The organism is Stenotrophomonas rhizophila, from assembly GCF_001704155.1.
Taxonomy (GTDB): domain Bacteria; phylum Pseudomonadota; class Gammaproteobacteria; order Xanthomonadales; family Xanthomonadaceae; genus Stenotrophomonas; species Stenotrophomonas rhizophila_A.
The window spans coordinates 1,320,577-1,346,190 of sequence record NZ_CP016294.1; the positions used below are offsets into that span (position 1 = coordinate 1,320,577).

Annotated in this window: 22 protein-coding genes; 13 read left to right on the forward strand and 9 right to left on the reverse strand. The window is 66.1% G+C overall.

The genetic code is table 11. From position 1 onward, the window contains the following. Window positions 1-35 precede the first annotated feature (35 nt). Window positions 36-2,102 carry a glycoside hydrolase family 97 protein gene (locus tag BAY15_RS06030; protein WP_068849952.1) on the reverse strand — a complete coding sequence of 689 codons (2,067 nt, stop codon included), beginning with the start codon at window positions 2,100-2,102 and terminating at the stop codon, window positions 36-38. A 256-nt stretch (window positions 2,103-2,358) separates the two neighbouring features. Between BAY15_RS06030 and BAY15_RS06035 the strand changes: the two genes are divergently transcribed. From BAY15_RS06035 to BAY15_RS06065, 7 genes are all read left to right on the forward strand, one after another. Beyond that, window positions 2,359-4,560, forward strand: coding sequence for a Six-hairpin glycosidase-like protein (locus BAY15_RS06035; RefSeq protein ID WP_068849955.1), 2,202 nt, complete (start codon window positions 2,359-2,361; stop codon window positions 4,558-4,560). Beyond that, on the forward strand, window positions 4,557-6,044 hold the full coding sequence (locus BAY15_RS06040; protein ID WP_068849958.1) for an MFS transporter: 1,488 nt from the start codon (window positions 4,557-4,559) through the stop codon (window positions 6,042-6,044). The genes BAY15_RS06035 and BAY15_RS06040 overlap by 4 nt, the downstream gene beginning before the upstream one ends. Continuing rightward, on the forward strand, window positions 6,044-7,765 hold the full coding sequence (locus BAY15_RS06045) for an alpha-amylase family glycosyl hydrolase (protein WP_068849961.1): 1,722 nt from the start codon (window positions 6,044-6,046) through the stop codon (window positions 7,763-7,765). The genes BAY15_RS06040 and BAY15_RS06045 overlap by 1 nt, the downstream gene beginning before the upstream one ends. A gap of 73 nt (window positions 7,766-7,838) precedes the next feature. Next, window positions 7,839-8,219, forward strand: coding sequence for an SseB family protein (locus tag BAY15_RS06050; protein ID WP_068849964.1), 381 nt, complete (start codon window positions 7,839-7,841; stop codon window positions 8,217-8,219). A gap of 129 nt (window positions 8,220-8,348) precedes the next feature. Beyond that, window positions 8,349-9,848, forward strand: coding sequence for an ATPase domain-containing protein (locus BAY15_RS06055; RefSeq protein ID WP_068849967.1), 1,500 nt, complete (start codon window positions 8,349-8,351; stop codon window positions 9,846-9,848). Continuing rightward, the gene (locus BAY15_RS06060) at window positions 9,838-11,568 is read left to right on the forward strand and encodes an ATP-binding protein (RefSeq protein WP_068849970.1); all 1,731 of its coding nucleotides are present in this window, start codon (window positions 9,838-9,840) and stop codon (window positions 11,566-11,568) included. The genes BAY15_RS06055 and BAY15_RS06060 overlap by 11 nt, the downstream gene beginning before the upstream one ends. A gap of 92 nt (window positions 11,569-11,660) precedes the next feature. Then, window positions 11,661-12,713 carry a DUF5694 domain-containing protein gene (locus BAY15_RS06065; protein WP_068849973.1) on the forward strand — a complete coding sequence of 351 codons (1,053 nt, stop codon included), beginning with the start codon at window positions 11,661-11,663 and terminating at the stop codon, window positions 12,711-12,713. Between the two features lie 404 nt (window positions 12,714-13,117). Here BAY15_RS06065 and BAY15_RS06075 read toward each other — a convergent pair whose 3' ends face one another. Then, window positions 13,118-14,152: a LacI family DNA-binding transcriptional regulator gene (locus BAY15_RS06075; RefSeq protein ID WP_068849979.1), complete on the reverse strand. Its 1,035-nt coding sequence runs from the start codon at window positions 14,150-14,152 to the stop codon at window positions 13,118-13,120. A 57-nt stretch (window positions 14,153-14,209) separates the two neighbouring features. Beyond that, a complete protein-coding gene (locus BAY15_RS06080; RefSeq protein WP_068849982.1) occupies window positions 14,210-14,767 on the reverse strand; it encodes an exonuclease in 558 nt (185 codons plus the stop codon). Between the two features lie 239 nt (window positions 14,768-15,006). Here BAY15_RS06080 and BAY15_RS06085 point away from each other — a divergent pair, with 239 nt between their 5' ends. Next, complete coding sequence (locus BAY15_RS06085; RefSeq protein WP_068849986.1) at window positions 15,007-15,552, forward strand: single-stranded DNA-binding protein; 546 nt, start codon at window positions 15,007-15,009, stop codon at window positions 15,550-15,552. 232 nt (window positions 15,553-15,784) lie between these two features. Continuing rightward, on the forward strand, window positions 15,785-16,021 hold the full coding sequence (locus BAY15_RS06090) for a hypothetical protein (RefSeq protein ID WP_068849988.1): 237 nt from the start codon (window positions 15,785-15,787) through the stop codon (window positions 16,019-16,021). A 46-nt stretch (window positions 16,022-16,067) separates the two neighbouring features. Here BAY15_RS06090 and BAY15_RS19435 read toward each other — a convergent pair whose 3' ends face one another. Next, a complete protein-coding gene (locus BAY15_RS19435; RefSeq protein ID WP_157771699.1) occupies window positions 16,068-16,457 on the reverse strand; it encodes a hypothetical protein in 390 nt (129 codons plus the stop codon). 500 nt (window positions 16,458-16,957) lie between these two features. Here BAY15_RS19435 and BAY15_RS06100 point away from each other — a divergent pair, with 500 nt between their 5' ends. The 4 genes from BAY15_RS06100 to BAY15_RS06115 are packed head-to-tail and all read left to right on the forward strand — an operon-like array spanning window position 16,958 to window position 20,898. Then, complete coding sequence (locus BAY15_RS06100; protein WP_237334323.1) at window positions 16,958-17,854, forward strand: hydroxypyruvate isomerase family protein; 897 nt, start codon at window positions 16,958-16,960, stop codon at window positions 17,852-17,854. A gap of 31 nt (window positions 17,855-17,885) precedes the next feature. Further along, window positions 17,886-19,571, forward strand: a complete 1,686-nt coding sequence (locus BAY15_RS06105) for a GMC oxidoreductase (protein WP_068849992.1) — start codon at window positions 17,886-17,888, stop codon at window positions 19,569-19,571. Further along, on the forward strand, window positions 19,571-20,146 hold the full coding sequence (locus BAY15_RS06110; protein WP_068849995.1) for a gluconate 2-dehydrogenase subunit 3 family protein: 576 nt from the start codon (window positions 19,571-19,573) through the stop codon (window positions 20,144-20,146). The genes BAY15_RS06105 and BAY15_RS06110 overlap by 1 nt, the downstream gene beginning before the upstream one ends. Before the next feature lie 11 nt (window positions 20,147-20,157). After that, complete coding sequence (locus BAY15_RS06115) at window positions 20,158-20,898, forward strand: 3-keto-disaccharide hydrolase (RefSeq protein ID WP_208856124.1); 741 nt, start codon at window positions 20,158-20,160, stop codon at window positions 20,896-20,898. A gap of 7 nt (window positions 20,899-20,905) precedes the next feature. On the opposite strand, the gene BAY15_RS06120 is transcribed toward BAY15_RS06115, so the two are convergent. The 5 genes from BAY15_RS06120 to BAY15_RS06140 are packed head-to-tail and all read right to left on the reverse strand — an operon-like array spanning window position 20,906 to window position 25,540. Next, window positions 20,906-21,202, reverse strand: coding sequence for a c-type cytochrome (locus tag BAY15_RS06120; RefSeq protein ID WP_237334324.1), 297 nt, complete (start codon window positions 21,200-21,202; stop codon window positions 20,906-20,908). An 18-nt stretch (window positions 21,203-21,220) separates the two neighbouring features. Then, complete coding sequence (locus tag BAY15_RS06125; RefSeq protein ID WP_068850002.1) at window positions 21,221-22,087, reverse strand: sugar phosphate isomerase/epimerase family protein; 867 nt, start codon at window positions 22,085-22,087, stop codon at window positions 21,221-21,223. Between the two features lie 19 nt (window positions 22,088-22,106). Beyond that, window positions 22,107-23,231: a Gfo/Idh/MocA family protein gene (locus BAY15_RS06130; RefSeq protein ID WP_068850004.1), complete on the reverse strand. Its 1,125-nt coding sequence runs from the start codon at window positions 23,229-23,231 to the stop codon at window positions 22,107-22,109. 12 nt (window positions 23,232-23,243) lie between these two features. Further along, window positions 23,244-24,461: a nucleoside permease gene (locus BAY15_RS06135; protein ID WP_068850006.1), complete on the reverse strand. Its 1,218-nt coding sequence runs from the start codon at window positions 24,459-24,461 to the stop codon at window positions 23,244-23,246. Between the two features lie 26 nt (window positions 24,462-24,487). Continuing rightward, a complete protein-coding gene (locus BAY15_RS06140; protein WP_068850010.1) occupies window positions 24,488-25,540 on the reverse strand; it encodes a sugar phosphate isomerase/epimerase family protein in 1,053 nt (350 codons plus the stop codon). Window positions 25,541-25,614 lie beyond the last annotated feature (74 nt).

Consider the following 25,614-nt stretch of genomic DNA (forward strand, 5'->3'; position numbering starts at 1 on the left):
CCCGCGGTAGGTAACGACCGCTGGTCGTTACGGCTTCACAACGGGGTGAACCGGATGGCTTGGCCGCCACCGGGCGCCAGCACGATAGTCAGGGTGTCAGCGCTGGTGACCTGGCGGGTTTCGCGCATGAACGCGAACGGATTGGACTGATAATCCGCACCCTCCCCATCGCGGTAGATCTCGGCGCGGTAGCGCACGCCGGGCTCCAGGAACGACAGCGGTACCGGCAGCGAACGCCCATGCTCATCGGTGATGCTGCCCAGGAACCAATCGCGGCTGTGGCGATCCTTGCGCGCGATGGTCACGTAGTCGCCCACCTCGCCATCGAGCACGCGGGTGTCGTCCCAGTCCACGGCCACATCCTCGATGAAGCGGAACGCCTCGCGGTGCTGTTCATAATGTTCGGGCAGGTCGGCGGCCATCTGGATCGGGCTGTAGATCACTACGTACAGCGCCAGCTGGCGGGCCAGCGTGCTGGGAATGGCCTGGCCGTGGCGGCCCTTCAGGCTGAGGATGCCCGGGGTGTAATCCATCGGCCCGGACAGCAGCCGGGTGAACACCAGGTTGACCTCGTGTTCGGGCGGGTTCGGCGGCTGGCCCCAGGCGTTGTACTCCATGCCGCGTGCGCCTTCGCGCGAGATCCAGTTCGGATAGGTGCGGCGCAGCCCGGTGTCCTTGATTGGTTCGTGCGGATTCACCGCGATGTGCCGCTTGGCCGCTTCCTGCACCACCTTCAGGTGATGGCGGGCCATGAACTGGCCGTCGTGCCACTCGCGCCACACGGGGCCGCCGGCCGGATTGCGCCGATCCACCTGGCCGTCGTCGCAGACATAGCCGCTCTTGAACGAATCCACGCCCAGCCGCGCATACAGGTCCAGGGCCGCGCCCAGCTGGTCTTCGTAGTGCTCGATCGCGCAGCCGGTTTCGTGGTGGCCGATCAGGTGCACGCCTTTCTTCGCGCCGTAGGCCGACAGCGCCTCGATGTCGAAGTCCGGGGTGGCGCGGGTGAAATCGAAGTCGTAGCCGTTGCCGACCCAGTTGCCATCCCAGCCCGGGTTCCAGCCTTCCACCAGCACGCCCCGGAAACCGTGTCTGGCGGCGAAGTCGATCACTTTCTTCGTCTTCGCCGTGGTCGCCGCATGCTTCGGCCCGGTCGCCCAGCTTTCCTGGTCCAGGTGCATCGACCACCACACGCCCAGGTATTTGGACGGCTTCACCCAGCTCACATCGCCCAGTGCGTTGGGTTCGTTGAGGTTGAGGATCAGGTTGGATTCCACCAGCCCGCCGGCGGTGTCGCTGATCTGCAGCGTGCGCCAGGGCGTATCGAAGGGCAGGGTGCGGCGCACCTTCCAGCCTTCGGCCGACGGGGACAGCTGGGCGCGCAGGCGCTGGCCCTCGGTGCGCCGCAGCCACATGCCGGCGTAATCGACCAGTGCCGCCTCGTGGATCGCCACGTGCAGGCCGTCCTGGCTGCGCAGGGTGAGCGGGGTATGGGCCAGCGGCACCTGGTCCAACGGCGTGCGCTGGTACAGGTACTCGTAGTGGATGGGCTCGCCAGCGGGGATCCACCAGGCGGTGGATGGCGGGGCGATCGCGAACTCGGTCAGCTCGTCATCGATGATCGCCTCGCGCAGGCCCGGCTGCTGCGGGAAGTGGTAGCGGAAGCCCAGGCCGTCGTCGTAGACGCGGAACACCACGTCCAGTCGGCGCTTGGCACCGCTCCGCTCGCCCAGGTGCACAGTGACTTCGTTGTAGTGGTTGCGCACGCTGCGGCGCTCGCCCCAGGGTTGTTCCCAGGTGTCATCGACACGGCGCGTTTCCTGCCCGAGCACCGCCAGGTCGCGGTCCAGGCGGCCGTCGCGCAGCTGGAAGCCCAGTTTTGATTCGGCCACCACGGTCTGGCCGAGGCGCTCGACCCGGTAACTCGGGTTGCCGCCATCCAGCTGCAGCGACACCTTCAGAATGTCGCCCGGTGAGCTGGCGCTGGCCACCGTGACCGGTTCAGCGTGTGCGGCGGTGGTGCAGACCAGCAACGACAGTGCCAGCCAGGCCAGCGGGCGGGGCGCGGCAACAGCGCGCAACAACGGCAACTCCAGTGGCATTTCCCCTCCCAGGGCAGCGCATATCTGCCCCGGACTATAGCCACGCCTGCCGCGGACTCACCGCGCCACGCCATGAATACGTATGCAAGCGGGCACGTATATCGCCTGTGCAGTGCGACGGGCGACGGTCGTCGCCTACCATGCAGGCAGGCACCCTGGGAGGGGGCCGCGACGACAGCGCCCCGGCGCTGGCGAACCATACCGCGTGCAAGAAGGGAGGAAGGCCGACGGGCGCAAGCCGGTCCGCCGCTTTTCGATGCTGAAAACGATCTGCCTGACCGCTGCCCTCGGGGCGGCGCTGGTATCCACCGCTACGGCGGCGGACCTGACTTTCGATGGCCGCACCGCGCGCGCCACCGCCGCTGCCGACGGCAGCTTCCAGCTGCTGGCCGATGGCAAGCCGGTGGCGATTGCCGCCCAGCCGATGCGCAGCCGCACCGACAGCGTGATGTTCGATGCGCTGTTCGCGCTGGCCCAGCAGGACATGGCCGCCGACCGCGTGGATGCAATCCGCGACCCGGCCTTCAATTTCGGCAACCCGGTGGACTGCGAGTGCTTCCAGACCGGCGAGCGCTGGCCGTACGTGTGGACGCGCGATGTGAGTTTCGCCGCCGACCTGGCGCTGGCCCGGCTGGAGCCGATCCGCACCCGCCAGTCCCTGCAGTTCAAGCTGTCCAAGGCACGCGACGGCGTCACCCCCGGCCTGTTCGTGGCCCAGGACACCGGGTCCGGCGGCAGCTGGCCGATCAGCAGCGACCGCGTGGTGTGGTTCCTGGCCGCACGCGACCTGCACGACAATTCCAGCTTCATGACCGAGACCTGGCAGGCCCTGCAGGCCACCCTGGCGCAGGACCGCGCGATGGTGTTCGATGCGCGCACGGGGCTGTACCGCGGCGAGACCTCGTTCCTGGACTGGCGCGAGCAGACCTACCCGGACTGGACCCGCAACGACGTGCGCTTCATTGGCGACTCCTTCGCGCTGTCCACCAACGTGCTGCACTACCAGGCGCTGCGCCTGGCCGAGAAGTACGCCCGTGAACTCGGCGACGCCCGCGCCAGCGAGTACGCGGCCTGGGCCGACGCGCTGGCCACGCAGATCGACGCGCGCTTCTGGCGCGAAGACGCCGGCATGTACATGAGCTACATCGGCGAAGCCGCACACCCGGTGCCGTATGCCAAGTACGACCTGCTGGGCATCTCGCTGGGCGTGCTGGCCGAGGTGTTCCCGGCCGAGCGTGCCCGCCGCTCGCTGGCCAACTACCCGTACGTGGAAGGCGGCAGCCCGGTGGTGTGGCCGCAGGAAGCGCAGCAGCCGATCTACCACAACCGGGCGGTGTGGCCGTTCGTCAGCGCCTACTCGCTGCGCGCGGCACGCAAGGTGGATGATGCCACCCGCATCCAGAGCGAGATCGAATCGCTGATGCGCGGCAGCGCGCTGGCCGGTTCGAACATGGAAAATTACGAGATGCGCACGCTCGCCGTGCACGTCGACGAGGGCCCGTTGAGCGGCCCGGTGGTCAACTCACCGCGCCAGCTGTGGTCGGTAGCCGGCCACCTCTCGATGGTGCTCGAAGGCGTGTTCGGCGTGGAAGCCGACGGCACGGTCGCGCCCAAGCTGCCGGTGGCGCTGGTACCGCAGCTGTTCGGCAAGCGCAACAGCATCGAGCTCGACACCGGCAGCACCCGCTACATCCTCAAGCGCCCCCGCACCCTCGACGGCGACCTGCTCGTAGCAAAGAAGATCGAGCGCAAGGGCAACACCGTAACCGTCCAGCTCGAACCGCGTAGGGGCACGCCACGCGTGTCCGTTTTCCGCGCAGACCCGGCAAACCCCAACGCCTTCGCCCCCGCCACCCCCGCCGCACCGACAGCGCAGAAGCGCGGCAACACCTGGACGATCGCCATCCCCGCCCACCACCAGCTCTGGCAGGACGGCATCGCAGTGGGCAGCTCCGCCACCCACACCGTCACCAACGACGGCCACCAGCACTGCCTGAGCCTCACCCGTCGCGAAGGCGCCCTTGAGTCGCTGCACAGCCCGATGACCTGCATCGGCCCACAGCAACGCCTGCCCGGGGCAGACCAGTGGGCCTGGAACGCCGCCACGCCCACCCGCGTACGCATCCGCCTGCACTACGACAACCCCAACGGCCCGATCAACACCGGCGTCACCGCTGCCGTCAAGCAGCTGGCCGTGCACTGCACGGGGCAACCGGTCCAGCGCGCCACGATCGTGATGCCGCACAGCATCGGCCCGCAGGAGTCCACCGCCGTCGAATTCGACCTGCCCAAGGGCAGCTGCCGTTTCACCCTGGAACCTGGCTTCAACATGAGCGCACTGGAACACTTCGCCCAGTACAACGGTGGCAAGGGCGGCCGCGACGGCGTGCTCAACGCGGCCAACGTCCGGGCGCTGCTGGTCGCACCGGTGGCCGGCAACGCGGAGGCCACCCGATGAGCCGCACCGCCAAGCCTACCCTGTCGTTCTGGCAGATCTGGAACATGTGCTTCGGCTTCCTCGGCATCCAGTTCGGGTTTGCCCTGCAGAACGCCAACGCCAGCCGCATCTTCGAAACGCTGGGCGCGCCGATGGACGCCGTGCCCGGGCTGTGGATCGCCGCACCGCTGACCGGGCTGCTGGTGCAGCCGATCATCGGCTACCTGTCCGACCGCACCTGGACCCGCTGGGGCCGCCGCCGCCCGTACTTCATGATCGGCGCGGTGTTCACCACGCTGGCCCTGCTGGTGATGCCGAACTCGCCCACGCTGTGGATCGCAGCGGGCACGCTGTGGGTGCTGGATGCCTCGATCAACGTCTCGATGGAGCCGTTCCGCGCGTTCGTCGGCGACAAGCTGGCCCCGCGCCAGCGCCCGACCGGCTACGCAATGCAGAGCTTCTTCATTGGCGTAGGCGCCATCGTGGCCAGCTTCCTGCCGTTCATCCTGGCGCACTTCGGCGTAGCCAATACCGCTGCCGCCGGCGAAGTGCCGCCGACCGTGCGCTATGCGTTCTACTTCGGCGCGGTGGTGCTGCTGGCCTCGATCGCCTGGACGGTGTTCAGCACCCGCGAATATTCCCCGACCGAGCTGGCCAGCTTCGATGATGCCGAGCCGCCGGCCGTGCACCAGTCCGCGCCTGTCGCCGGGCCGCCGCCGATGCTGCAGATCGGCGGCTGGATCGCGCTCGGCCTGGCGCTGGCCGCGGCGATCGCCTGGCGCAACGGCGACAAGATGCTCTACGTGCTGGCCGGGCTGTGCATCGCCTACGGCCTGCTGCTTGGCGTGGCGCGGCTGCTGCCGGGCCCGCACATGCTGGCCGTCATCGTCGATGACCTGCGCAGCATGCCGCGCACCATGCGCCGCTTGGCGTGGGTGCAGTTCTTCTCGTGGTTTGCGCTCTTCGCGATGTGGATCTATACCACTGCCGCGGTGGCCGGTACCCATTTCGGCTCTACCGATCCGGCGTCGGCCGCCTATAACGAGGGCGCCAACTGGGTGGGCGTGCTGTTCGGCGCGTACAACGGCTTTGCCGCACTCGCCGCGCTGTTGATTCCGCTGATGGTGCGGGTGATGGGCCTGCGCCTGAGCCACCTGGTCAACCTGTGGTTGGGCGGCCTGGGGTTGATCTCGCTGATGCTGATCGACGACCCGAAGTGGCTGCTGCTGTCGATGGTCGGGGTCGGTTTCGCCTGGGCCTCGATCCTGTCGCTGCCGTATGCACTGCTGTCTGACAGCGTGCCGGCGGCCAAGATGGGCGTGTACATGGGCCTGTTCAATTTCTTCATCGTCATCCCGCAGCTGGTCGCGGCCAGCGCGCTGGGCTTCATGCTGCGCCTGTGGCTGGGCGGCAACCCGATGCACGTGCTGGCGCTGGGTGGCGTCAGCCTGTTGATCGCCGGGTTGTGCGTGCTGCGGGTGCCGTCCCACCAGGAGGTTGTCTGATGCTGTCTCGTTCGCGTTTGTCGCTGGGCCTTTCGTTCGCGCTGCTGGCCGGCCATGCCGTTGCGGCCCCGCGCCCCGAGTACGTGGGCACGTTGGAGCCGTTCGCCAGCGATGCGGTGTACTTCGTGGTCACCGACCGCTTCGTCAACGGTGACCCGACCAACGACCACCGCGACCAGGGCGGCAAGCACCGCACCTTCGACATCCCGGTGCCGTGCCCGGACAAGGTCGACGGCAACATCGGCTATCTCGGCGGCGACTTCAAGGGCGTGCTCGACAATGCCGACTACATCCGCAACCTCGGTTTCGGTGCGGTGTGGATCACCCCGATCATCGACAACCCGGATGAGGCCTTCACTGGCAGCAAGCCGATCAGCTGCACCAGCACCCTGACCGACCGCGGCAAGACCGGGTACCACGGCTACTGGGGCATCAACTTCTACAAGCTCGACGAGCACCTGCCCAGCGCGGACCTGGATTTCGCCGGGCTCACCCGTGGCCTGCACGACGCCAAGCTGAAGGTCGTGCTGGACATCGTCGGCAATCACGGTTCGCCGGCCTGGACCATGCCGGTGAAGCAGCCGCAGTTCGGACAGATTTTCGACAAGGACGGCAAGCTGATCGCCGACCACCAGAACCTGCCGCCGCAGCAGCTGGACCCCAAGCACAACCCGCTGCACGCGTTCTACAACAACATCGGCCCGGTCGACGCGGACAAGGGCTCGATCTTCGACGGCAACCTGGCCGAGCTGGGCGACTTCAACCAGGACAACCCGGCAGTGATGGAGTACCTGGTAGGCGCCTACCTGCAGTGGACCGCGCAGGGCGTGGATGCGCTGCGCATCGACACCATCGGCTGGCTGCCGCACCCGTGGTGGCATGAGTTCGTCAACCGGATCCGCGCCAAGCATCCGGACATGTTCATGTTCGGGGAGGCGTTCGACTACGACGCAAGCAAAATCGCCGAGCACACCTGGCCGACCAACGCCAACGTGAGCGTGCTGGACTTCCCGCTGCGTGGCGCGATGTCCAGCGTGTTCGGCAAGGAGCAGAAGGGCTTCGAAGCGCTGGCCGAGCCGTTGCACCTGGTGGGGGGGCCATACGCCAACCCGTACGAGCTGATGAGCTTCTACGACAACCACGACATGGCGCGGCTGGATGCCACCGACGACGGCTTCATTGACGCGCACAACTGGCTGTTCACCGCGCGCGGCATTCCGGTGCTGTATTACGGCTCGGAAACCGGCTTCATGCGCAGCCGCGCCGAACACGCCGGCAACCGTGCGTACTTCGGCCAGCCGCGGGTGGATGCCGCCCCGCAGAGCCCGATCTTCGGGCCCCTGCAGCGGATCGCCAAGCTGCGCGAGGCCACCCCGGCCCTGCAGCGCGGGCTGCAGGTAAACGAACGCCTGCAGGGCGACCAGGCGGTGTTCTATCGCGTACTGCAGCACGGCGATACCGCGCAGACCGCGCTGGTGCTGCTCAACAAGGGCGACACCGCCAGCACGTTCGAGGTCAGCCGCTACCTGCAGCCGGGCACCTGGCGTGATGCGCTGGGCGGCGGCAGCCAGGCGGTCAAGCGCAGCCTGAAAGCCGACGTCCCCGCGCACGGGGTGAAGGTGTACCTGCTGGATGCGGAGGTGAACCAGAAGGAACTGCAGGCCGAGCTGGCGAAGGCGGTGGCGGACCAGCAGGCGAGGACCACGCGCCTGTCCCGGTAGGTACCCACCGTTGGTGGGTACGCCCTGACCACCGACCAACGGTCGGTGGCTGCCGACCGGGTAGAATCGCCCCATGAACGACCTCACCCCACTGACCCCGATCGAAGCCCTTCTGCAATCCGCCATGGACGGGAAGACCCCGATCGGCGCTTTCATGAAGGCCTTCGTCGCCTCGGACGTGGTGCTGCTCACCGGCAGCCTGGTCACCCCCGACGGCAGCGGCTTCGACCCGCTGCTGTTCGACAAGCAGGGCACCCTGCACGTGGCGGTGTTCACCCACATGGAGCGGGTCGGCTTCCACAGCCAGCAGGCGCCGCACACGATCCGCATGCAAATGCTGGAAGTGCTCAAGCGCGTACCCGGTGGCTATGGCGTGGTAGTCAATCCGGGCACTTCGCTGGGCCTGGAACTGTCCCCGGCAGGCATCGGCGAGATTCTGAAGGATTTCGCCTGAGCGAGGGCCTGCCGTGCCCGCTCCACGCGGTTTGCACATTGCTGAAGTGGACTTAATGTAGAGACCTCGATCACACAATCTCTACACAGTGCTGGTTGCTAGACTCCGCCGTCAAAACAGGGGTCTTACATGCAGACAGAGTCGTCGCGCGTCACCACCGGTGTACAGGGCCTGGATACCATCCTCAGTGGCGGCTTGCCGCAGGGGCGCCTCTACCTGTTGGAAGGCCCGCCCGGCTCGGGCAAGACCACGCTGTCCCTGCAGTTCCTGCTGCAGGGCCTGAAACAGGGCGAACGCTGCCTGTACGTGACGCTCTCGGAAACGGCGGAGGAGCTGCGCGAGGTGGCCAGTGCGCATGGCTGGTCGCTGGACGGCCTGCACCTGTTCGAGCTCGGCTCGGCCGAAGATGCGCTGGGCAATGGCCGGCTGCAGTCGGTCCTGCATTCGTGGGAAGTCGAGCTGGATGAAACGGTAAAGCTGGTCCTCGGCGAAGTGGATCGCATCCGGCCCAACCGGGTGGTGTTCGATTCGCTGTCCGAGCTGCGCCTGCTGGCCCAGGACTCGCTGCGCTACCGCCGCCAGATCCTGGCCCTGAAGCAGTTCTTCGCGCCCAAGAGCGCCACCGTGCTGCTGGTGGACGACCTGACCTCGGGCGCCGATGATCGCGACGGCCAGCTGCACAGCCTCTGCCACGGCGTGATTTCGCTGGAACGGCTGACCCTGGACTTTGGCGCAGCGAGGCGCCGGATGCAGGTGCAGAAGCTGCGCGGCGTGGATTTCGTCGCCGGCTACCATGACATTGCCATCCGCACCGGCGGGCTGGAAGTGTTCCCGCGACTGATTGCCTCGCACCACCATGACGACTTCGGCGGGGAGACCCTCGGCAGCGGCGTGGCGGAAATCGACAACCTGCTCGGCGGCGGCCCGTTGCGGGGCACCAGCACCTTGTTGACCGGTCCGGCCGGCAGCGGCAAGACCAACGTGGCGCTGCAGTATGTGTGGGCCGCCTGCGAGCGCGGCGAGAGGTGCTGCATCTTCGAATTCGACGAGCGGGTGGGCACGTTGCTGGCCCGCGCGAAGGCGCTGGATATCGACCTGGGGTCGCACCTGGACTCGGGCTTGTTGGAGATCGTGCAGATCGACCCGGCCGAGATCTCGCCCGGCGAGTTCTCCTGGAACGTGCGCAAGGCCGTGGAGCAACGCGGCTGCAGCGTGCTGGTGATCGACAGCCTCAACGGTTACGTGGCCGCCATGCCGCAGGAAAAGCAGCTGATGCTGCAGCTGCATGAAATGCTGTCCTACCTCAACCAGAAGGGCGTGGCCACGTTCCTGATCAACCCGCAGCACGGCCTGGTGGGTACGATGTCCACCGGCAACCTCAACGTGTCCTACATCGCCGATGCGGTGATCCTGTTCCGCTTCTTCGAAGCACAGGGGCGCATCCGCAAGGCGATCTCGGTGATCAAGAACCGCGGCGGCGCGCACGAAGACACCATCCGCGAGCTCAAGATCAACGGCAAGGGCCTGGCACTCAGCGCGCCGCTGAACGAATTCAAGGGCATCCTCACCGGCACGCCGGAGTTCGTGGGCGATACGGCATCCCTGCTGGCCCATCCCTATGCAGGATGACCCCGGGCGCGGCGGCGTTGTCCATATCGTCGCCCCGTTCGGCCGCGATGCGGCCAGCATTGCGTCGGTACTGGATGGCGCAGGGCTGGCCACCCGTCCGGCCGATACCCTGGACGACCTGGCCGCTGCGCTCGACGATCAGGCCGGCGTGGTGCTGATCACCGAAGAAGCCATCGCCCGTGGTACCGATTGCCTGCTGCAACGCCTCTCCGCCCAGCCCGCCTGGTCGGACCTGCCCGTCATCCTGCTGCGCTCCCCGCGTGCGCACCGTCGTTCGCCGTTCGACAGCTTGCTGCCGCGCACGGTCAACGTGGTGGAACTGGATCGGCCGCTGGGCGGCATGTCGCTGCTCAGCGCCGTGCAGGGCGCGCTGCGTGCGCGCGAGAAGCAGTTCCTGGTGCGCGACCAGATGCGTGCGCTGGCCGACAGCCGCAGTGCGCTGGAGCGCAGCGCGAAAGCGGCACTGGAAGCCAGCCGCCAGCATGCACTCGAGCTTGAAACGGTGGTCGCCGAGCGTACCCGTGAGCTCGAAGCACAGATGGCCGCGCGCGAGGCCAGCGAAGCGGCACTGCGGCAGTCGCAGAAGATGGAGGCCATCGGCCAGCTGACCGGCGGCATCGCGCATGACTTCAACAACATGCTGACCGGCATCCTGTCGGCGCTGGATATCGTGCGGATGCGGCTGGAGCTGGGGCGCACGGATGATCTGGAGCGCTTCCTGGATGCGGCCACCACCTCCAGCCAGCGCGCCGCCGCCTTGACCCAGCGCCTGCTGGCATTCTCTCGCCGGCAGTCGCTGGACGCGCGGCCGGTCGAACTCAACGCACTGGTCGGCGCGATGCAGCACCTGCTACGCAGCACGCTGGGCGAAAGCGTTCGTATCCGTACCGAAGAGGCGACGGCACCGCTGCACGCGGCGCTGGACACCAACCAGTTCGAAAGCGCGCTGTTGAACCTGGCCATCAATGCACGCGATGCGATGCCCAACGGCGGTGAGCTGGCGCTGCGTACCTTCCCGCTGCGGCTGGCCGATGGCGAGCGCGCCAGCGTGCCCGCCGGCGATTACGCCGTAGTGGCGGTTTCCGATACCGGCACCGGCATGCCGCCGGAAGTGGTGGAGCGCGCCTTCGAGCCGTTCTTCACCACCAAGCCGATCGGCAAGGGCACCGGCCTGGGCATGTCCATGGTGTATGGCTTCATGCAGCAGTCCGGCGGCCATATCGCCATCGATTCAACGCCAGGGCAGGGCACCACGATCTCGTTGTTCATTCCGCAGGTGGAAGCCGACGCCGAGCCGGAGCCGGCCGCGGACGCGGCACCGGTGGCACTGGGTGCGGGACAGTCGATCCTGGTGGTCGAAGACGATCCGCAGGTACGGATGCTGGTGACGGTGGTGCTGGAAGACCTGGGTTACACGGTGGAGGTGGTAGGCGATGCCGACGGCGCGCTGCCGGTGCTGGCGTCAACGCGGCGGCTGGACCTGCTGGTCACTGACGTCGGCCTGCCGGGCATGAACGGCCGCCAGCTGGCCGAGATCGCCCGCCAGTCGCGGAGCGAGCTCCCGGTGCTGTTCATGACCGGCTATGCCGAGAAGGCACAGGAGCGCTCGGCCTTCCTCGAGCCCGGCATGAGCATGATCGCCAAACCGTTCCTGCTCGAGGCCTTCAGCGACGCGGTGCGCAGCGCGCTGGCCGATGCCGTCAGCGACGCCAGCGCCTGAGACCCTGACCAACGGCACCCTGACCACCGTCACGCGTCGGCAGGGTCCATGGTGACCCACACTGTCTGCATCGATGGATTGAGGGTAGTGGCATGCAACGCAGGTTATGGATCGCAACGCTGTTGGTTTCCGCCTTTCCATCGCTGGCCGCCGCGCCGGTCGATCTGGCGACGCTCGACCGGGAAATGACCGGCCCGCGCACCCAGGTGCTCGTGCTGGGCAGTGTGCACCTGAGCGAGGTGGAAGGCGGCATCCAGCCCGGTGCGCTCGGTCCCCTGCTGGACAAGTTGGCCGCCTACAAGCCGGACATCATCACCGTGGAAGCCATCAGCGGTGAGCAGTGCGATCTTGCCGAGCGCCATGCCAGCGTCTACGGACCGGACTACTGCGCCAGCACCGACGTGGCGCGCACGGCCACCGGCCTGCAGATCCCGGCCGCGGTTGAGAAGATCAACGCCGCCCTCGACACGTGGCCGAAGGCACCCACGCCAGCCCAGCGCCGCCAGTTGGCCGCATGGATGCTGGCCGCCAACGAGCGGGCCTCGGCCTACACCCAATGGCTGCAGCTGCCACCGGCGGAGCGCCGCGCTGGCGATGGATTGGATGCCACGCTGGTTGCCCTGCTGGACACCATCGCCAGCCGCCAGAACGAGAGCTACCTGATCGCCGCGCAGCTGGCCGCGCGACTGGGCCTGCCGCGCGTGTACGCCATCGACGACCACACCGGCGACAACATCCAGGTCAAGGATCCCAAGGCGTTCGGCACCTCGCTGGAACAGGCGTGGAACGCTGGCAAGGCAGAGCTGGACAAGAACACCGCCATCGAGGACAGGCTGGCGAAAGCGCGCGACCTGCTGCCGCTGTACCGCTTCATCAATGCGCCAGAACGGCTGAATGTACTGACCGATGTCAACGTCGGCGCCACGCTGCGTGCAACATCAGCCGAGCATTACCCGCAGATATGGGTCAGCGGCTGGGAGATCCGCAACCTGCGCATGGTGGCCAACATCCAGCAGACGTTCCGCGAACGCCCGGGCGTGCGCGTGCTGTCGGTGGTCGGTGCCTCGCACAAGCCGTGGTTCGACCAGTGGCTGGGCCAGATGCAGGGGGTGGACATCGTGGATGCGGAGCAGGTGCTGAGGTAATCTCGCGGTTTCGCCCACGACCAACGGTCGCGGGCTACCGGGGGAATCAGGGGGCAGCGTGGCGACGGAATTGAGGGATGACGAAGCGCGGGACCAGATGGCCCATCGCCACTTGCAGGCAGCTCTGGTAAGTCTCGTCGTTTCAATGCTTGGCGCCGCTGCGCTGGGATTGGTGCTTGGCGAACTCGGCTACAGCCCCGATCTTTGCCTCTTGGCTGCTTGGGTTATCAACCTCAACACCGCACGGCACTTGGGGAAGGCCGCGCAGGCCCAGCGACGAAACGCATGGTTGTACGGAATCGCGGCCGCTACGTGGCCAGCGATTGCGATGGCCGTGTTGGGGTACCTCTACTGCCGTGTCGTTCTGCCGCGAAAAAGCTAGACCGGATCGCAATGGCTCGGGCTCAGCGCCCGGCCAGCGACGATTCCCGCAGTACCAGCTTCACCGGAATGGTCTGGCTTTCCACCGGCTCGCCCTGGATCAGCGCGAGCAGGCGCTCCACCAGCAGCTGGCCGGCCTGCTTGGTGTCCTGCTGCACGGTCGACAGGGTGGGCGATACCGACGCCGCCAGCGGAATATCGTCGAACCCGGCCAGCGCCACATCCTGGGGAATGCGCAGGCCATGCTCACGCAATGCCCGCATCGCGCCGATGGCGATCAGGTCGCTGGCCGCGAACACCGCATCAATGGGCTGTCCATCGGCCAGCAGCGCTTGGCAGGCGTCGTAGCCGGAAAGCTCGGTCGTAATCGCATCGAACTGCAATGCCGGGTCCACCGGCACGCCGCGTTCGGTCATCGCGGCCACATAGCCGCGGTAACGTTCCTCGAATTCGGGGTAGTGACTGGATGCGTGGCCAACAAAGGCGATGCGCTGGCAGCCCTGGTCGAGCAGGTGGGCGGTGATATCGAAGCCGCCCTGGAAATTGTCGCAGCCGATCGACACCCCGGGTTGGTCCGGCAGGGCTGCACCCCAGCGCACGAAATGGGTGCCTTGTTCCACCAGCCGCTGCAGCCGCTCGCGTGATTCGTGGTAGTCACCATAGCCGAGCAGGATGATGCCGTCGGCCTTGTTGCTGTCTTCGTAATCGGCCTGCCAGTCGGTGGACAGCTGCTGGAACGACACCAGCAGGTCGTAGCCGCGCAGCGCGCAGGCGCGGGTGATCGAGCCCAGCATGGCGTGGAAGAACGGATTGATCAGCGAATCGTCATTGGTGGGATCCTCGAAGAACAGCAGGGCCAGCGTGCCGGCATTGCGCAGGCGCAGGCTGGAGGCGTTCTTGTCCACCTTGTAATTCAGCTCCCGGGCGATCTTCAGGATCCGCTCGCGGGTTTCCTGGTTCACCATCGGGCTGCCACGCAGCGCCCGCGACACCGTGGGCTGGGAAACCCCGGCCAGGTGGGCGATATCCAGGGAGGTGGCTTTGCCGCGGATGGTCATGGAGGGCAGGGCGGGGACGACGGAAGCCATGATGCCATGGGACGTGGGACCGTGGTTTTACCCCCGGTTTTCGGCCAGCATGTTGCAGAACAGCGCACCCTGTTCAATCGCATCATCCAGCGCCACGTGGGTATGCGGCAGCCGGTCGAACCAGCGCTTGGGCATGCTCCGCTTGGTGACGCTGCGGTAGTCGGTCTTCAGCATCGCCATGGCAAAGGTCTTGATATCCAGCGCTGAATGCGAAAAAGGGCTCTCCCCGGCGAAACGGATCAGGTACCAGTACACGAACATGAAGTCGTACCCGGCCGGATACCCCACGAACACCGGGTTGCCCGGCAACGCCTTCAGCCACGCGACGTAGCGGTGCATCGCCGCCTCGGGCGCCTCGCAATCGCGCCGGCAGGCCGCCCACGCCACCGGTTGGGTCGCCCACCACGCCATGGTATCGGGATGGCCCTGCGCCTCCGGAAGGGTGTCCAGATTGGCCGAAAAGGTCGTGAGCAGGGTCTTGTCGGCCAGATATGCCGCCGACCCGAAGCTCAGCATGGAATGCGGCCCGGGAATGGGGCCATCGGCCTCCACATCGGTACTGACGTAGATTTCGGGAGTGGACATGGCCGGAGTCTAGCGTGGGTGAGCGCTGGGACGTAGGCCGGGAGCCCTTGTCCCGCAGTGGCCCAGCCAAATTCCGAAGGCGGTCGGGGGCATCCCCGACAGAGCCCGGGCGGGCAGGGATGGTAGAATGCCCCGTTCTGCAATCCAACCCAGATCACACGCAGGGCAGCCCCCGTATCGGCACCGAACAGAGTGTGATATCTGTCGGGCCTGCCCTCGGACAACGGAAGAGCAACCCTATGGCGCGCGGCATCAATAAAGTCATCCTGGTCGGCAACCTCGGCAACGACCCGGACGTGAAATACACCCAAGGCGGCATGGCGATCACCCGCATCAGCCTGGCCACCACCAGTGTCCGCAAGGACAAGGATGGCAACCAGCAGGAGCGCACCGAATGGCACCGCGTGGTGTTCTTCGGCAAGCTCGGCGAAATTGCCGGTGAATACCTGCGCAAGGGCAGCTCGGTCTACGTCGAAGGCAGCCTGCGCTACGACAAGTACACCGGCCAGGATGGCGTGGAGAAGTATTCCACCGACATCATCGCCGACGAAATGCAGATGCTGGGCGGTCGCGGTGAAGGCGGTGGTGGCGGTGGTGGCAACTACGGCGGCGGCGAGCGTCCGCAGCGCCAGCAGGCCCCGCGCCAGGAATACGGCGGTGGTGGCGGTGGTGGTCAGCGCGGCGGTGGCGGTGGTGGCTACGGCCAGCAGCAGCGTCCGCAGCAGCAGCCGCAGCAGTCGGCTCCGCCGATGGACGACTTCGCGGACGACGATATTCCGTTCTAAGCGAGGTTGTTTCCTGGACGACCAAAAGGCCCGCCGATAGCGGGCCTTTTGCTTTCACCGCCACTACGTAGTGACATGCCACGCGTGTCATGCGTCCCCTAAATGTCATGCATCCGCCAGCCGACACTACCAGCGGCGGGCGGCATGATTGACAAGGTTCCAAGATGGAAGTAGGAGTAGGTACTCACGCAGAGTACGACAAGATCGACGCCGCCAAGGTGGACCAATCCTGATGAACATTCGACCTCTCCATTCCGAGCGCGACTATCACGAGGCCAAGCAGAAGCTTGCCGCCTGGTTCGATGCCCTGCCTGAGCCGGATACCGAGCAAGGTCATCTGTTTCAAGTACTGCTGATCCTGGTCGCCAACTACGAAAGCACCCATTTCCGCCTCGAGGCCTCCGATCCTATTGAGGCCATCAAGTTCCGCATGGCTCAGGAAGGGCTGGATGTTTTGATCGGTAGCTGAGTGAATGAGTTATCACTGGGCTTCGTGCATTTCGGGCCGGAAGTGATTACGTTCTTTCAGGAGCGATGGGCGCGGTCGTGCAGCCGACGAATGCCTGTTTGTTGAACCTGTTCGTCTCCGAGCAACGCTCTATCGAGTAGTGCGAATCCTGCTTGAAAATGCGTATTCTCGTAATGTAATCATTGAAGAAGCACCGTCTGTTGAACTCGATCAGCTCGGTGCCCTTGCGCCCACCGGGAGGTGTGATGTCGGTGATGACCACCCGTCCATCCGCGCCGCATTCTCCTGTTTCCTGCGGTGGCAACACCACGACTGAAACGCTTGGCCCACCCTTGCATCGGAACGTCTGCCTGCCTGTTCGCGCGCGCTTATAGCCGTCTTTGTCCGGTCCCGGTGCGGACGTGGAGAAATCGGCTGTCGCTGCGATGATGGTCATGCCTGTATCGCTCCCGCACTTGTAGGCGGCACTTACCGGTGAGCTCGTCTCCACAGTTTCCGAAGCGTCAACACAAACGGACATTGTCAGAAGAGCCAGCGCCAGTGTGTAGCTCCGGATGGTCATGTGCTTACTTTCCCGTAGGTGATCGACGTGGGCGGGTTCGCTTTCTTCTGGTAACAGATGGCGAGGATGACCTTGGAAAACTTGCCGGCGATCAGCCAGCTTCAGGCGCACAGCGCTGAACCCATCATTCCGCCGTGTCTGCTGTATCGCCTGCTTTTTTTGAACGGTCCTCATCCCCGTAGGACTCGACCGGCTCCAAACCCCCATCTCAGCCTAAGGGTAAATGAGCAACGTGCGGTATATGACGTTGTGCCGTGCAGCATTAATTTTCGTGCAGTGCGTCTTGCAAAAAAACGAACTACTCCACTATGGTGCAATCGATTGCATTGCAGTGAATAGTTGCGTTTGATACCGGTTGGGAGGCCGGAAAGCGGATGCCCGACCATTCGATTGGATCGATCCAAGGTGCGCGCGTCACGCGGCGCGATGCGCTGCGCATTGCGGTCGCCGGAAGCATTGGCCTGGCAACCGCAGGCGTGACGCCCGCGATGGCCGCGACCGCGCCGCTCAAGGGCAACCTGAAGCATTCGGTCGCCCGCTGGACCTTCCCCAAGTTATCGGTGGCCCAGCTCTGCCAGACGGTAAAGGGCATCGGGTTCGCCGCCATCGACCTGGTGGGGCCGGAAGACTGGCCCACGCTGAAGGCACATGGTGTCTACAGCTCGATGTGCAACGGCGCGGAGCTGGGCCTGACCAAGGGCTTTGCCGGCCGCGAGTTCCACGACCAATTGGTGGAGCGCTACACCCGGCACATCGACCTGGTCGCCGATGCCGGCTACCGCAATCTCATCTGTTTTTCCGGCAACCGCAACGGCATGGACCCGCAGGAAGGCATGGCCAATGCCGAAGCCGGGCTCAAGCGCATCCTCGGGCATGCCGAGAAGCGCGGCGTGGTGCTGGTGATGGAGCTGCTGAACTCCCGGGTCGATCACCCGGATTACCTGTGCGACCACTCTGCATGGGGCGTCGAACTGTGCCAACGGCTCGGCTCGGATCACTTCGGCCTGCTGTACGACATCTACCACATGCAGATCATGGAGGGCGACATCATCGCCACCATCGGCCGGCATCACGCGCATTTCAAGCATTACCACACCGCGGGCGTGCCGGGTCGGCACGAGATCGGAGACCAGCAGGAGCTCCAGTATCCCGCCATCTGTCGCGCGATCCGCGACACCGGTTTCGATGGGTACCTGGCGCAGGAGTTCATGCCTGCGGCAACCGATCCCATCGCTTCGCTGCGCGAGGCGATCCGCCTCTGCGACGTCTGAAATTGATATCCACCCAGGTGAAGTAGAACCCATGGCAGACAATCATTACGACGCAATCGTCGTCGGCTCCGGCATCAGTGGCGGTTGGGCGGCGAAGGAACTGACCGAGAAAGGCCTCAAGGTCCTCATGCTGGAACGCGGTCGCAACATCGAACACGTGAAGGACTACGTCAATGCGATGAAGGAACCGTGGGACTTCCCGCACCGCAACCGGCCCACCCAGGCGATGAAGGCCGCTTTTCCGGTACTGATGCGCGACTACGCGCTGGCCGAGAACCTCGAGGGAATGTGGGCCGACGAACAGGATTCGCCCTACATCGAGACCAAGCGCTTCGACTGGTTCCGTGGGTATCACGTCGGTGGTCGCTCGTTGATGTGGGGGCGGCAGAGCTATCGTTTGTCGGACCTGGATTTCCAGGCCAACCTCAAGGATGGCATCGCCACCGATTGGCCGATCCGTTATGCCGACATCGCGCCCTGGTACGACCACGTGGAGAAGTTCGCCGGCATCGCCGGTACGCGCGAAGGGCTGGACGTATTGCCGGACGGCGAATTCCTGCCGCCGGTCCCGTTGAACATCGTCGAAAAAGACGTGGCCGCACGGATCAAGCAGGCCTTCGGTGGCACCCGGCACATGATCCATTCGCGCACCGCCAACATCACCCAGCCCAAGCCCGAGCAGGGCCGCGTCAACTGCCAGTACCGCAACAAGTGCATCCTGGGCTGCCCGTTCGGCGCCTACTTCTCCACCCAGTCGGCCACGTTGCCTGCGGCCATGAAGACCGGCAACCTCACCCTGCGGCCGTTCTCGATCGTCAAGGAAGTGCTCTACGACAAGGACCGCAAGCGTGCACGTGGCGTGGAGGTGATCGATGCCGAGACCGGGCAGACCTACACCTACACGGCCAAGGTCATCTTCCTCAACGCCTCCTCCTTCAACTCCACCTGGCTGCTGATGAACTCGGCCACCGACGTGTGGGAAGGCGGGCTGGGCTCGTCGTCCGGCGAGCTGGGCCACAACGTGATGGACCATCATTTCGGCGCCGGTGCCTCCGGCCGGGTCGAAGGGTACGATGACAAGTACTACTTCGGCCGGCGCCCCTGCGGCTTCTACATTCCCCGTTTCCGCAACGTCGGCGGCGATAGCCGCGGCTACACGCGCGGCTTCGGCTACCAGGGCGGCGCCAGCCGCAACGGCTGGTCGCGCGAGATCGCCGAACTCAACATCGGCGCCGACCTGAAGGAGGCGTTGACGGTGCCGGGCGACTGGCGCATCGGCATGACCGGCTTCGGCGAAATGCTGCCGCACCACGACAACACGATTCGCCTCGACCCTGACCGCAAGGACAAGTGGGGGCTGCCGGTGTTGGCGATGGATGTATCCATGCGCGCGAACGAAAAGGCGATGCGCAAGGACATGGCCGCCGATGCCGCCGAGATGCTGGAGGCCGCCGGGGTCAAGGACGTGGAGATGCACGACAACGACTACGCGCCGGGCAAGGGCATCCATGAAATGGGCACCGCACGCATGGGCCGTGACCGTAAGAACTCCGTGCTGAACCAGCACAACCAGGTCTGGGATGCGCCCAACGTATACGTGACCGACGGTGCCTGCATGACCTCCAGCGCCTGCGTGAATCCCTCGCTGACCTACATGGCCCTGACCGCACGCGCGGCCGACCATGCGGTGCGCGAGCTGAAAGCGGGGAACCTGTAATGGAACGTCGCGACCTGTTGAAGATGATCGTCGCCGCCACGGGCGCAGCCCTGGTCGGCCTGCCCGCGCTCGCCAGTGGCCAGGCGCCGGCGGCGGGGGCGAAGACCGCCTTCTCCGAAGCCGATATCGGCACGCTGGACGAGATCGCAGAAACCATCCTGCCGCGCACGAAAACGCCGGGGGCGAAGGACGCCGGCGCGGGTGCGTTCATGGCGCGCTTCGTCACCGACTGCTACACCGCCCAGCAGCAGGCGGCATTCCATGCCGGCCTGGCCGACATCGACAAACGTGCCGGTGGACGCTTCGTGGCGCTGGCACCGCAGGCGCGCACCGAGCTGCTGCGTACGCTGGATGCGCAGGCCCGGAAACGCGCCACCGAGGTGAGCGAGACCGGTACCGCCGAAGGCGGTGAAGCGACGCCGCACTACTTCACGATGATCAAGCAGCTGGCCATCTTCGGTTTCTTCACCTCGAAGGTGGGGGCAACCGAAACGCTGCAGTACGTCGCCGTGCCGGGCCGCTACGACGGCGACCTGGCCTATGTCCCCGGTACCCCCGCGTGGGGCACCAGCTGATGAGGAACACGATGAGCAAGCCCCTGCTGATGGCCATATGCGTGCTGGCTGCAACGCCTGCATTCGCGCAGGCCGATGACCCCGCACGCGATCCGACCAGGACCGAGGTGTGGAAGCCGGTGCCCGCGACCGTGGCTACCCCCGTGAACGCCGCGCCGTCCGATGCGATCGTGCTGTTCAACGGCAAGGATGTCTCCGCGTGGGAGTCGGAGACGGGCAGGCCCGTTCCCTGGAGCGTCGCCAACGGCGCGCTGACCGTGGTGCCAGGCAGTAAGGGCATTCGCACCAGACAGGATTTCTGCGACATCCAGCTGCACGTCGAGTGGCGCGCGCCCACCGCAACCAAAGGCTTCGACGGCCAGCATCGCGGCAACAGTGGCATCTTCCTGCAGGAGCTGTATGAGCTGCAGGTGCTGGACAGTTACAACAACCCCACCTATGCCAACGGCCAGGCCGGCTCGCTGTACAAGCAGGCCATGCCGCTGGTGAACGCCTCGCGCAGGCCGGGCGAATGGCAGGCGTACGACATCATCTGGAAGGCACCGCGCTTCTCACCGGGCGGTGGGCTCACGTCACCAGCGCGCATCACCGTGCTGCACAACGGCGTGCTGGTACAGGACGACACCGTGCTGTCGGGCAAGACCGAGTACATCGGCGCGCCCTCGTATGCACCGCATGGGTGCGCGCCGCTGTACCTGCAGGAACACGATTCCAAGGTCAGCTACCGCAACATCTGGGTGCGGAAGCTGTAGTGGGAAGCTACTTCGCCAGGTAGCTGGCGAGGTTGCCGATGTCCTGTTCGGAGAGTTGGGAGAAGGGCGGCATCAAGCCACCGCCCTTCTTGATCTTGTCCTTGATCTGAGCCGCGTCCAGCCGCTTGGCGACATCGGTGAGCGCGGGGAACGCCGGCGGAACGCCGGCCCGGTTCGCACCGTGGCAGGCAACGCAGTGCGTCGCGTAGAGCTGCGCGCCGGCAGCGGGATCGTCCTTGGACCACGCGGCCGTTGCAAACGTGGTCCCACACAGAACCACGGCCATTGTCAGGATCGTTTTCAAGCAGGGCTCCTTGGCTGGCTAGCGCTGTGCGCTGGCGGGCAGGCGGGCGGTGAGGTGGTGGCGCAGGTAGTCTGCGCCGGTCTTGATGACGGTGGCCGGATCGCGCGGCTGGTCGTGTTCGACGATGTACCACTGCACCCCGGCAGCGGCGGCGGCAGGCAGGATCGCGTTCCAGTCCAGCACGCCCTGGCCGACGGCGGCAAAGCCGCCCTCGTCTTCGGCCTGGCCCTTGGGGGCATTGTCCTTGGCGTGCACCGCGAATACGTGGCCGCGGAACTTGCCCAGCATCACCACCGGGTCATGGCCGGCACGCGCCACCCAGGCCAGGTCCAGCTCGGTCTGCAGGTCGGGGCCGGCTGCGGCGAACAGCAGTTCCAGGCCGGTCTTGCCGCCGAAGTCGACCAGCTCGAAGTCATGGTTGTGGTAGGCCAGGTGCATGCCCTGGGCTTTCGCCTGCGCCGCGATGCGGCCCAGTTCCTGGCCCAGGGCGGTCCAGCCGGCGGCATCGGTCGGCCGATCCTTCTTGTCCAGGTACGGCACCACCAGCGTGGTGTTGCCGATCGCGCGGTTGAAGGCCACCACGCCAACCAGGTCCTTGCGCAGATCGGCCAGCTGCACGTGCGACGAAATCGCCTTGATCGAATAGCGGTCCAGCAGCTGCTTGAGTTCAGCGGCACTGACGTTCTGGGTGCCGACCGTTTCCACCGCGCCCACGCCCGCGTCGTGCACGATCTTCAACTGCTGGTCGAGCGTGCCGGCGTTGCGCAGCGTGTACATCTGCACCGCGATGGGCTGCTGTGGACTTGCCGCGTCACCGGCGAAGGCGGGCAGGGCGGCGAGCAGCAGCAATGCGAGGGTGGTGGTCCGGCGTGCAGCAGTCTTCATCAAGAAATCCTCATGCAGTTCAACCGATGGCGGTCCAGGCGCGCGACCTGGCCGATGCAATGACGCTGTCGACGATCAGCGCCGAACGCAGGCCGTCCTCGAAGGTAGGCAGGCCCTGCGGCCGCTCGCCGTCGATGGCGTGATAGGTGTCGGCGACGAACGCCTCGAAGCACTGGGCGTAGCCCTGCGCGTGGCCGGGTGGCAGCACCGCCAGCCGGCGTTGTTCGGCACTGCCGGCACCGGGCCCGCGCACGAAGGTTTCTTCGCGCTGGTCGGGCCGGCCGATCCACAGCCGCTCCGGGTCTTCCTGGTTGAATGCCACGCTGGCCGTGGCGCCGTCGATCTCGAACCAGAGGCGGTTGTGGCGGCCCGCCGAGACCTGGCTGACGGTCAACGAGGCGAGCGTACCTGCGCCGGTCTTGAACATCGCTGCGGCGACGTCTTCACTGGTTACCGCCTGCATCGCGCCACCCGCCGCCGGCGTGGTGAAGCTCTGCCCGCCCACCGCGCCACGCTCGGCGACCACGGTGGCGAACGCCGCGCTGACATCAACGAAGCGCTCGCCGCTGACCCATTCCACCAGGTCGCACCAGTGCGAGCCGATGTCGGCGAACACGCGTGAGGCGCCGCCCAGCGCCGGGTCCACGCGCCAGTTGTTGCTGGCCGGGTCCAGCAGCCAATCCTGCAGGTAGCTGCCGTGGATCAGGTGCAGCGGCCCCAACTCGCTCTGCGCGATACGTGCGCGTGCCTCGCGCACCACCGGGTGGTAGCGGTAGACGAACGGCACCGTGGCGACCAGCCCGGTCGAGGCAGCCAATGCCGCCAGGGCCTGGGCGTCTTCCAGCGTGGTGGCCAGCGGTTTCTCGCAGATCACGTGCTTGCCGGCTTCCAGTGCCGCCTGCGCCATGGCGCGGTGCAGGTGGTTGGGCGTGCACACGTGCACCACCTGTACCTGCGGATCGGCGACCACCTCTTCGATGTCACGATAGCCGCGCGGAACATTCCATGAGCGCGCCACTTCCTCTGCGCGCTGCGGCGACGAGGCGACCACGCCGCGGACGTCCGCACCGGCCAGCAGCGCCGCGCGACGATGCACGGCGGCGATCATGCCGGTGCCCACAATGGCGATTCCAAGCTTGCGCATCGTGTCGACTCCTCAGTGCGTGCTGGGCGCGGCGGCCAGCGCCGGCCGGTCGCGGAACAACAACAGGAAGGCGACCAGCACCACCAGCGCCACGCCGGCCGGGAACAACCAGATCCGCTGCCAGTCCGGGCCCGCCGCCGTGGTGTAGTGCTCCACCACCGCGCCGGACAGGAACGTGCCGATCAGCATTCCCACGCCGTACGTGGCCAGGGTGATGAACCCCTGCGCGCTGCTGCGCGCGGCGGGGCCGGCATGTGCATCGGTGTAGATCTGGCCAGTGACGAAGAAGAAGTCGTAGCAGATGCCGTGCAGCACGATGCCGATCACCAGCAGGGAGAAGCCGCCGCCGGCATCGCCGAAGGCGAACATCACGTAGCGCACCACCCATGCGGCCATGCCCACCGCCAGCATGGTCTTGACCCCCAGCCGCACGAACAGGAACGGCATGGCCAGCATCAGCAGCACTTCGGACACCTGGCCCAGTGACTGCAGGCCGGCCGCGCCGCGCACGCCCAGGTCGTTGAGATAGGGGTTGGTGAAGTTGTAGTAGAACGCCAGCGGAATGCAGATGGCGATGGAGGCCAGGAAGAACACCAGGTAGGAGCGCGACTTCAGCAGCCGCAGCGAATCCAGCCCCAGCACCTGGCCCAGCCCGGCGTCGCGCTGCTGCGCCAGCGGCGGCGTGTGCGGCAGGGTGAACGCGTACAGGCCCAACGCCAGCGATGCCATCGCTGCCATCCGGAAGGTCAGTTCAAGCGTATGCGCCTGTTCCCAGCCGAGCCAGCCGATCAGCACGCCGGCCACGATCCAGCCGACGCTGCCGGCCACGCGCACGGGCGGGAACTGCTTCTCCGGCGACTGCATGTGCCGCATCGCCACGCTGTTGGCCAGCGCCAGCGTCGGCATGAACAGCAACATGTAGCCCATCACGCAGGCGAAGAACGTGTTGAAGTCCGTCGCCGTAGACGCCAGCCACATCAGCACCGCACCGGCCAGGTGCAGGACCCCGAGAATGCGCTGCGCCGCGAAGTAGCGGTCCGCGATCAGCCCGACCAGGAACGGCGCCACGATGGCGCCGATGGACTGGCTGAGGAAGGCCGTGGCCACCTGGCTGGCGCTGGCCTGGAGCGGGCCCTGCACCAGGTACGTGCCCAGGGTCACGAACCATGCGCCCCAGATGAAGAACTGCAGAAACATCATCGCGCCCAAGCGCGACATGGCGTGCCTCATGGCTTGCCCTCCCAGGCGGTAATGGCTCAGATACCCAGCATGCGGCGCAGCGATGCAGGATCCGCACCGCTGTCGGCAAAGTCGTCGAAGGAACGTTCGGTCACGCGGATGATGTGGTCGCGGATGATGGCGGCGCCCTCGCGCGCGCCGTCTTCGGGGTGCTTCAGGCAGCACTCCCACTCCAGCACCGCCCAGCCCGGGAAATCGTACTGCGCGAACTTGGAAAAGATCGCCTTGAAGTCGATCTGGCCGTCTCCGAGCGAACGGAACCGCCCCGGGCGATCGATCCAGTCCTGGTAGCCGCCATACACGCCACTACTCGCACTGGCGCGGAACTCCGCGTCCTTGACGTGGAAGATGCCGATGCGCGGATGGTAGCGGTCGATGAAGCCCAGGTAGTCGATGTGCTGCAGCAGCAGGTGGCTCGGGTCGTACAGCATCTTCGCGCGGGGATGGTGGTCCACCACGTCGAGGAAGCGCTCGAAGGTTGCGCCGTCGTGCAGGTCCTCGCCCGGGTGGATCTCGAAGCACAGGTCCACGCCGCAGGCGTCGAAGGCATCGAGGATCGGGCGCCAGCGCCGGCCAAGTTCGGCGAAGGCCTCTTCCACCAGGCCCGGCGGGCGCTGCGGCCAGGGGTAGAAGTAAGGCCAGGCCAGCGCGCCGGAGAAGGTTGCATGCGCGGTCAGCCCCAGTCGCTCGCTGGCCTTGGCAGCCAGCAGCAGCTGCTCCACGGCCCAGGCCTGGCGGGCGGCCGGATCGCCGCGCTTGTCTGCTGGCGCGAAGCCGTCGAACAGGCTGTCGTAGGCGGGGTGGACGGCTACCAGCTGCCCCTGCAGGTGCGTGGACAGCTCGGTGATCTGCACGCCATGCCCGGCCAGCATGCCGGCGATGTCGTCGCAGTACGCCTGGCTGCGGGCGGCCTCGGCCAGATCAAACAGGTGCGGCGCGCTGGTGGGGACCTGTACGCCAGAATAGCCCAGGCCGGCCGCCCACTCGGCCAGCGTGTCCAGCCGGTTGAAGGGCGGTGTGTCGCCGATGAACTGTGCCAGGAACAGCGCCGGACCCTTGAGCGTCTTCAACGTGATTCACCCTGATGCAATCGATTGCATTACCCTAGCAGGACGTTCCGCAAAACCTGTTGTGCACTGCACAG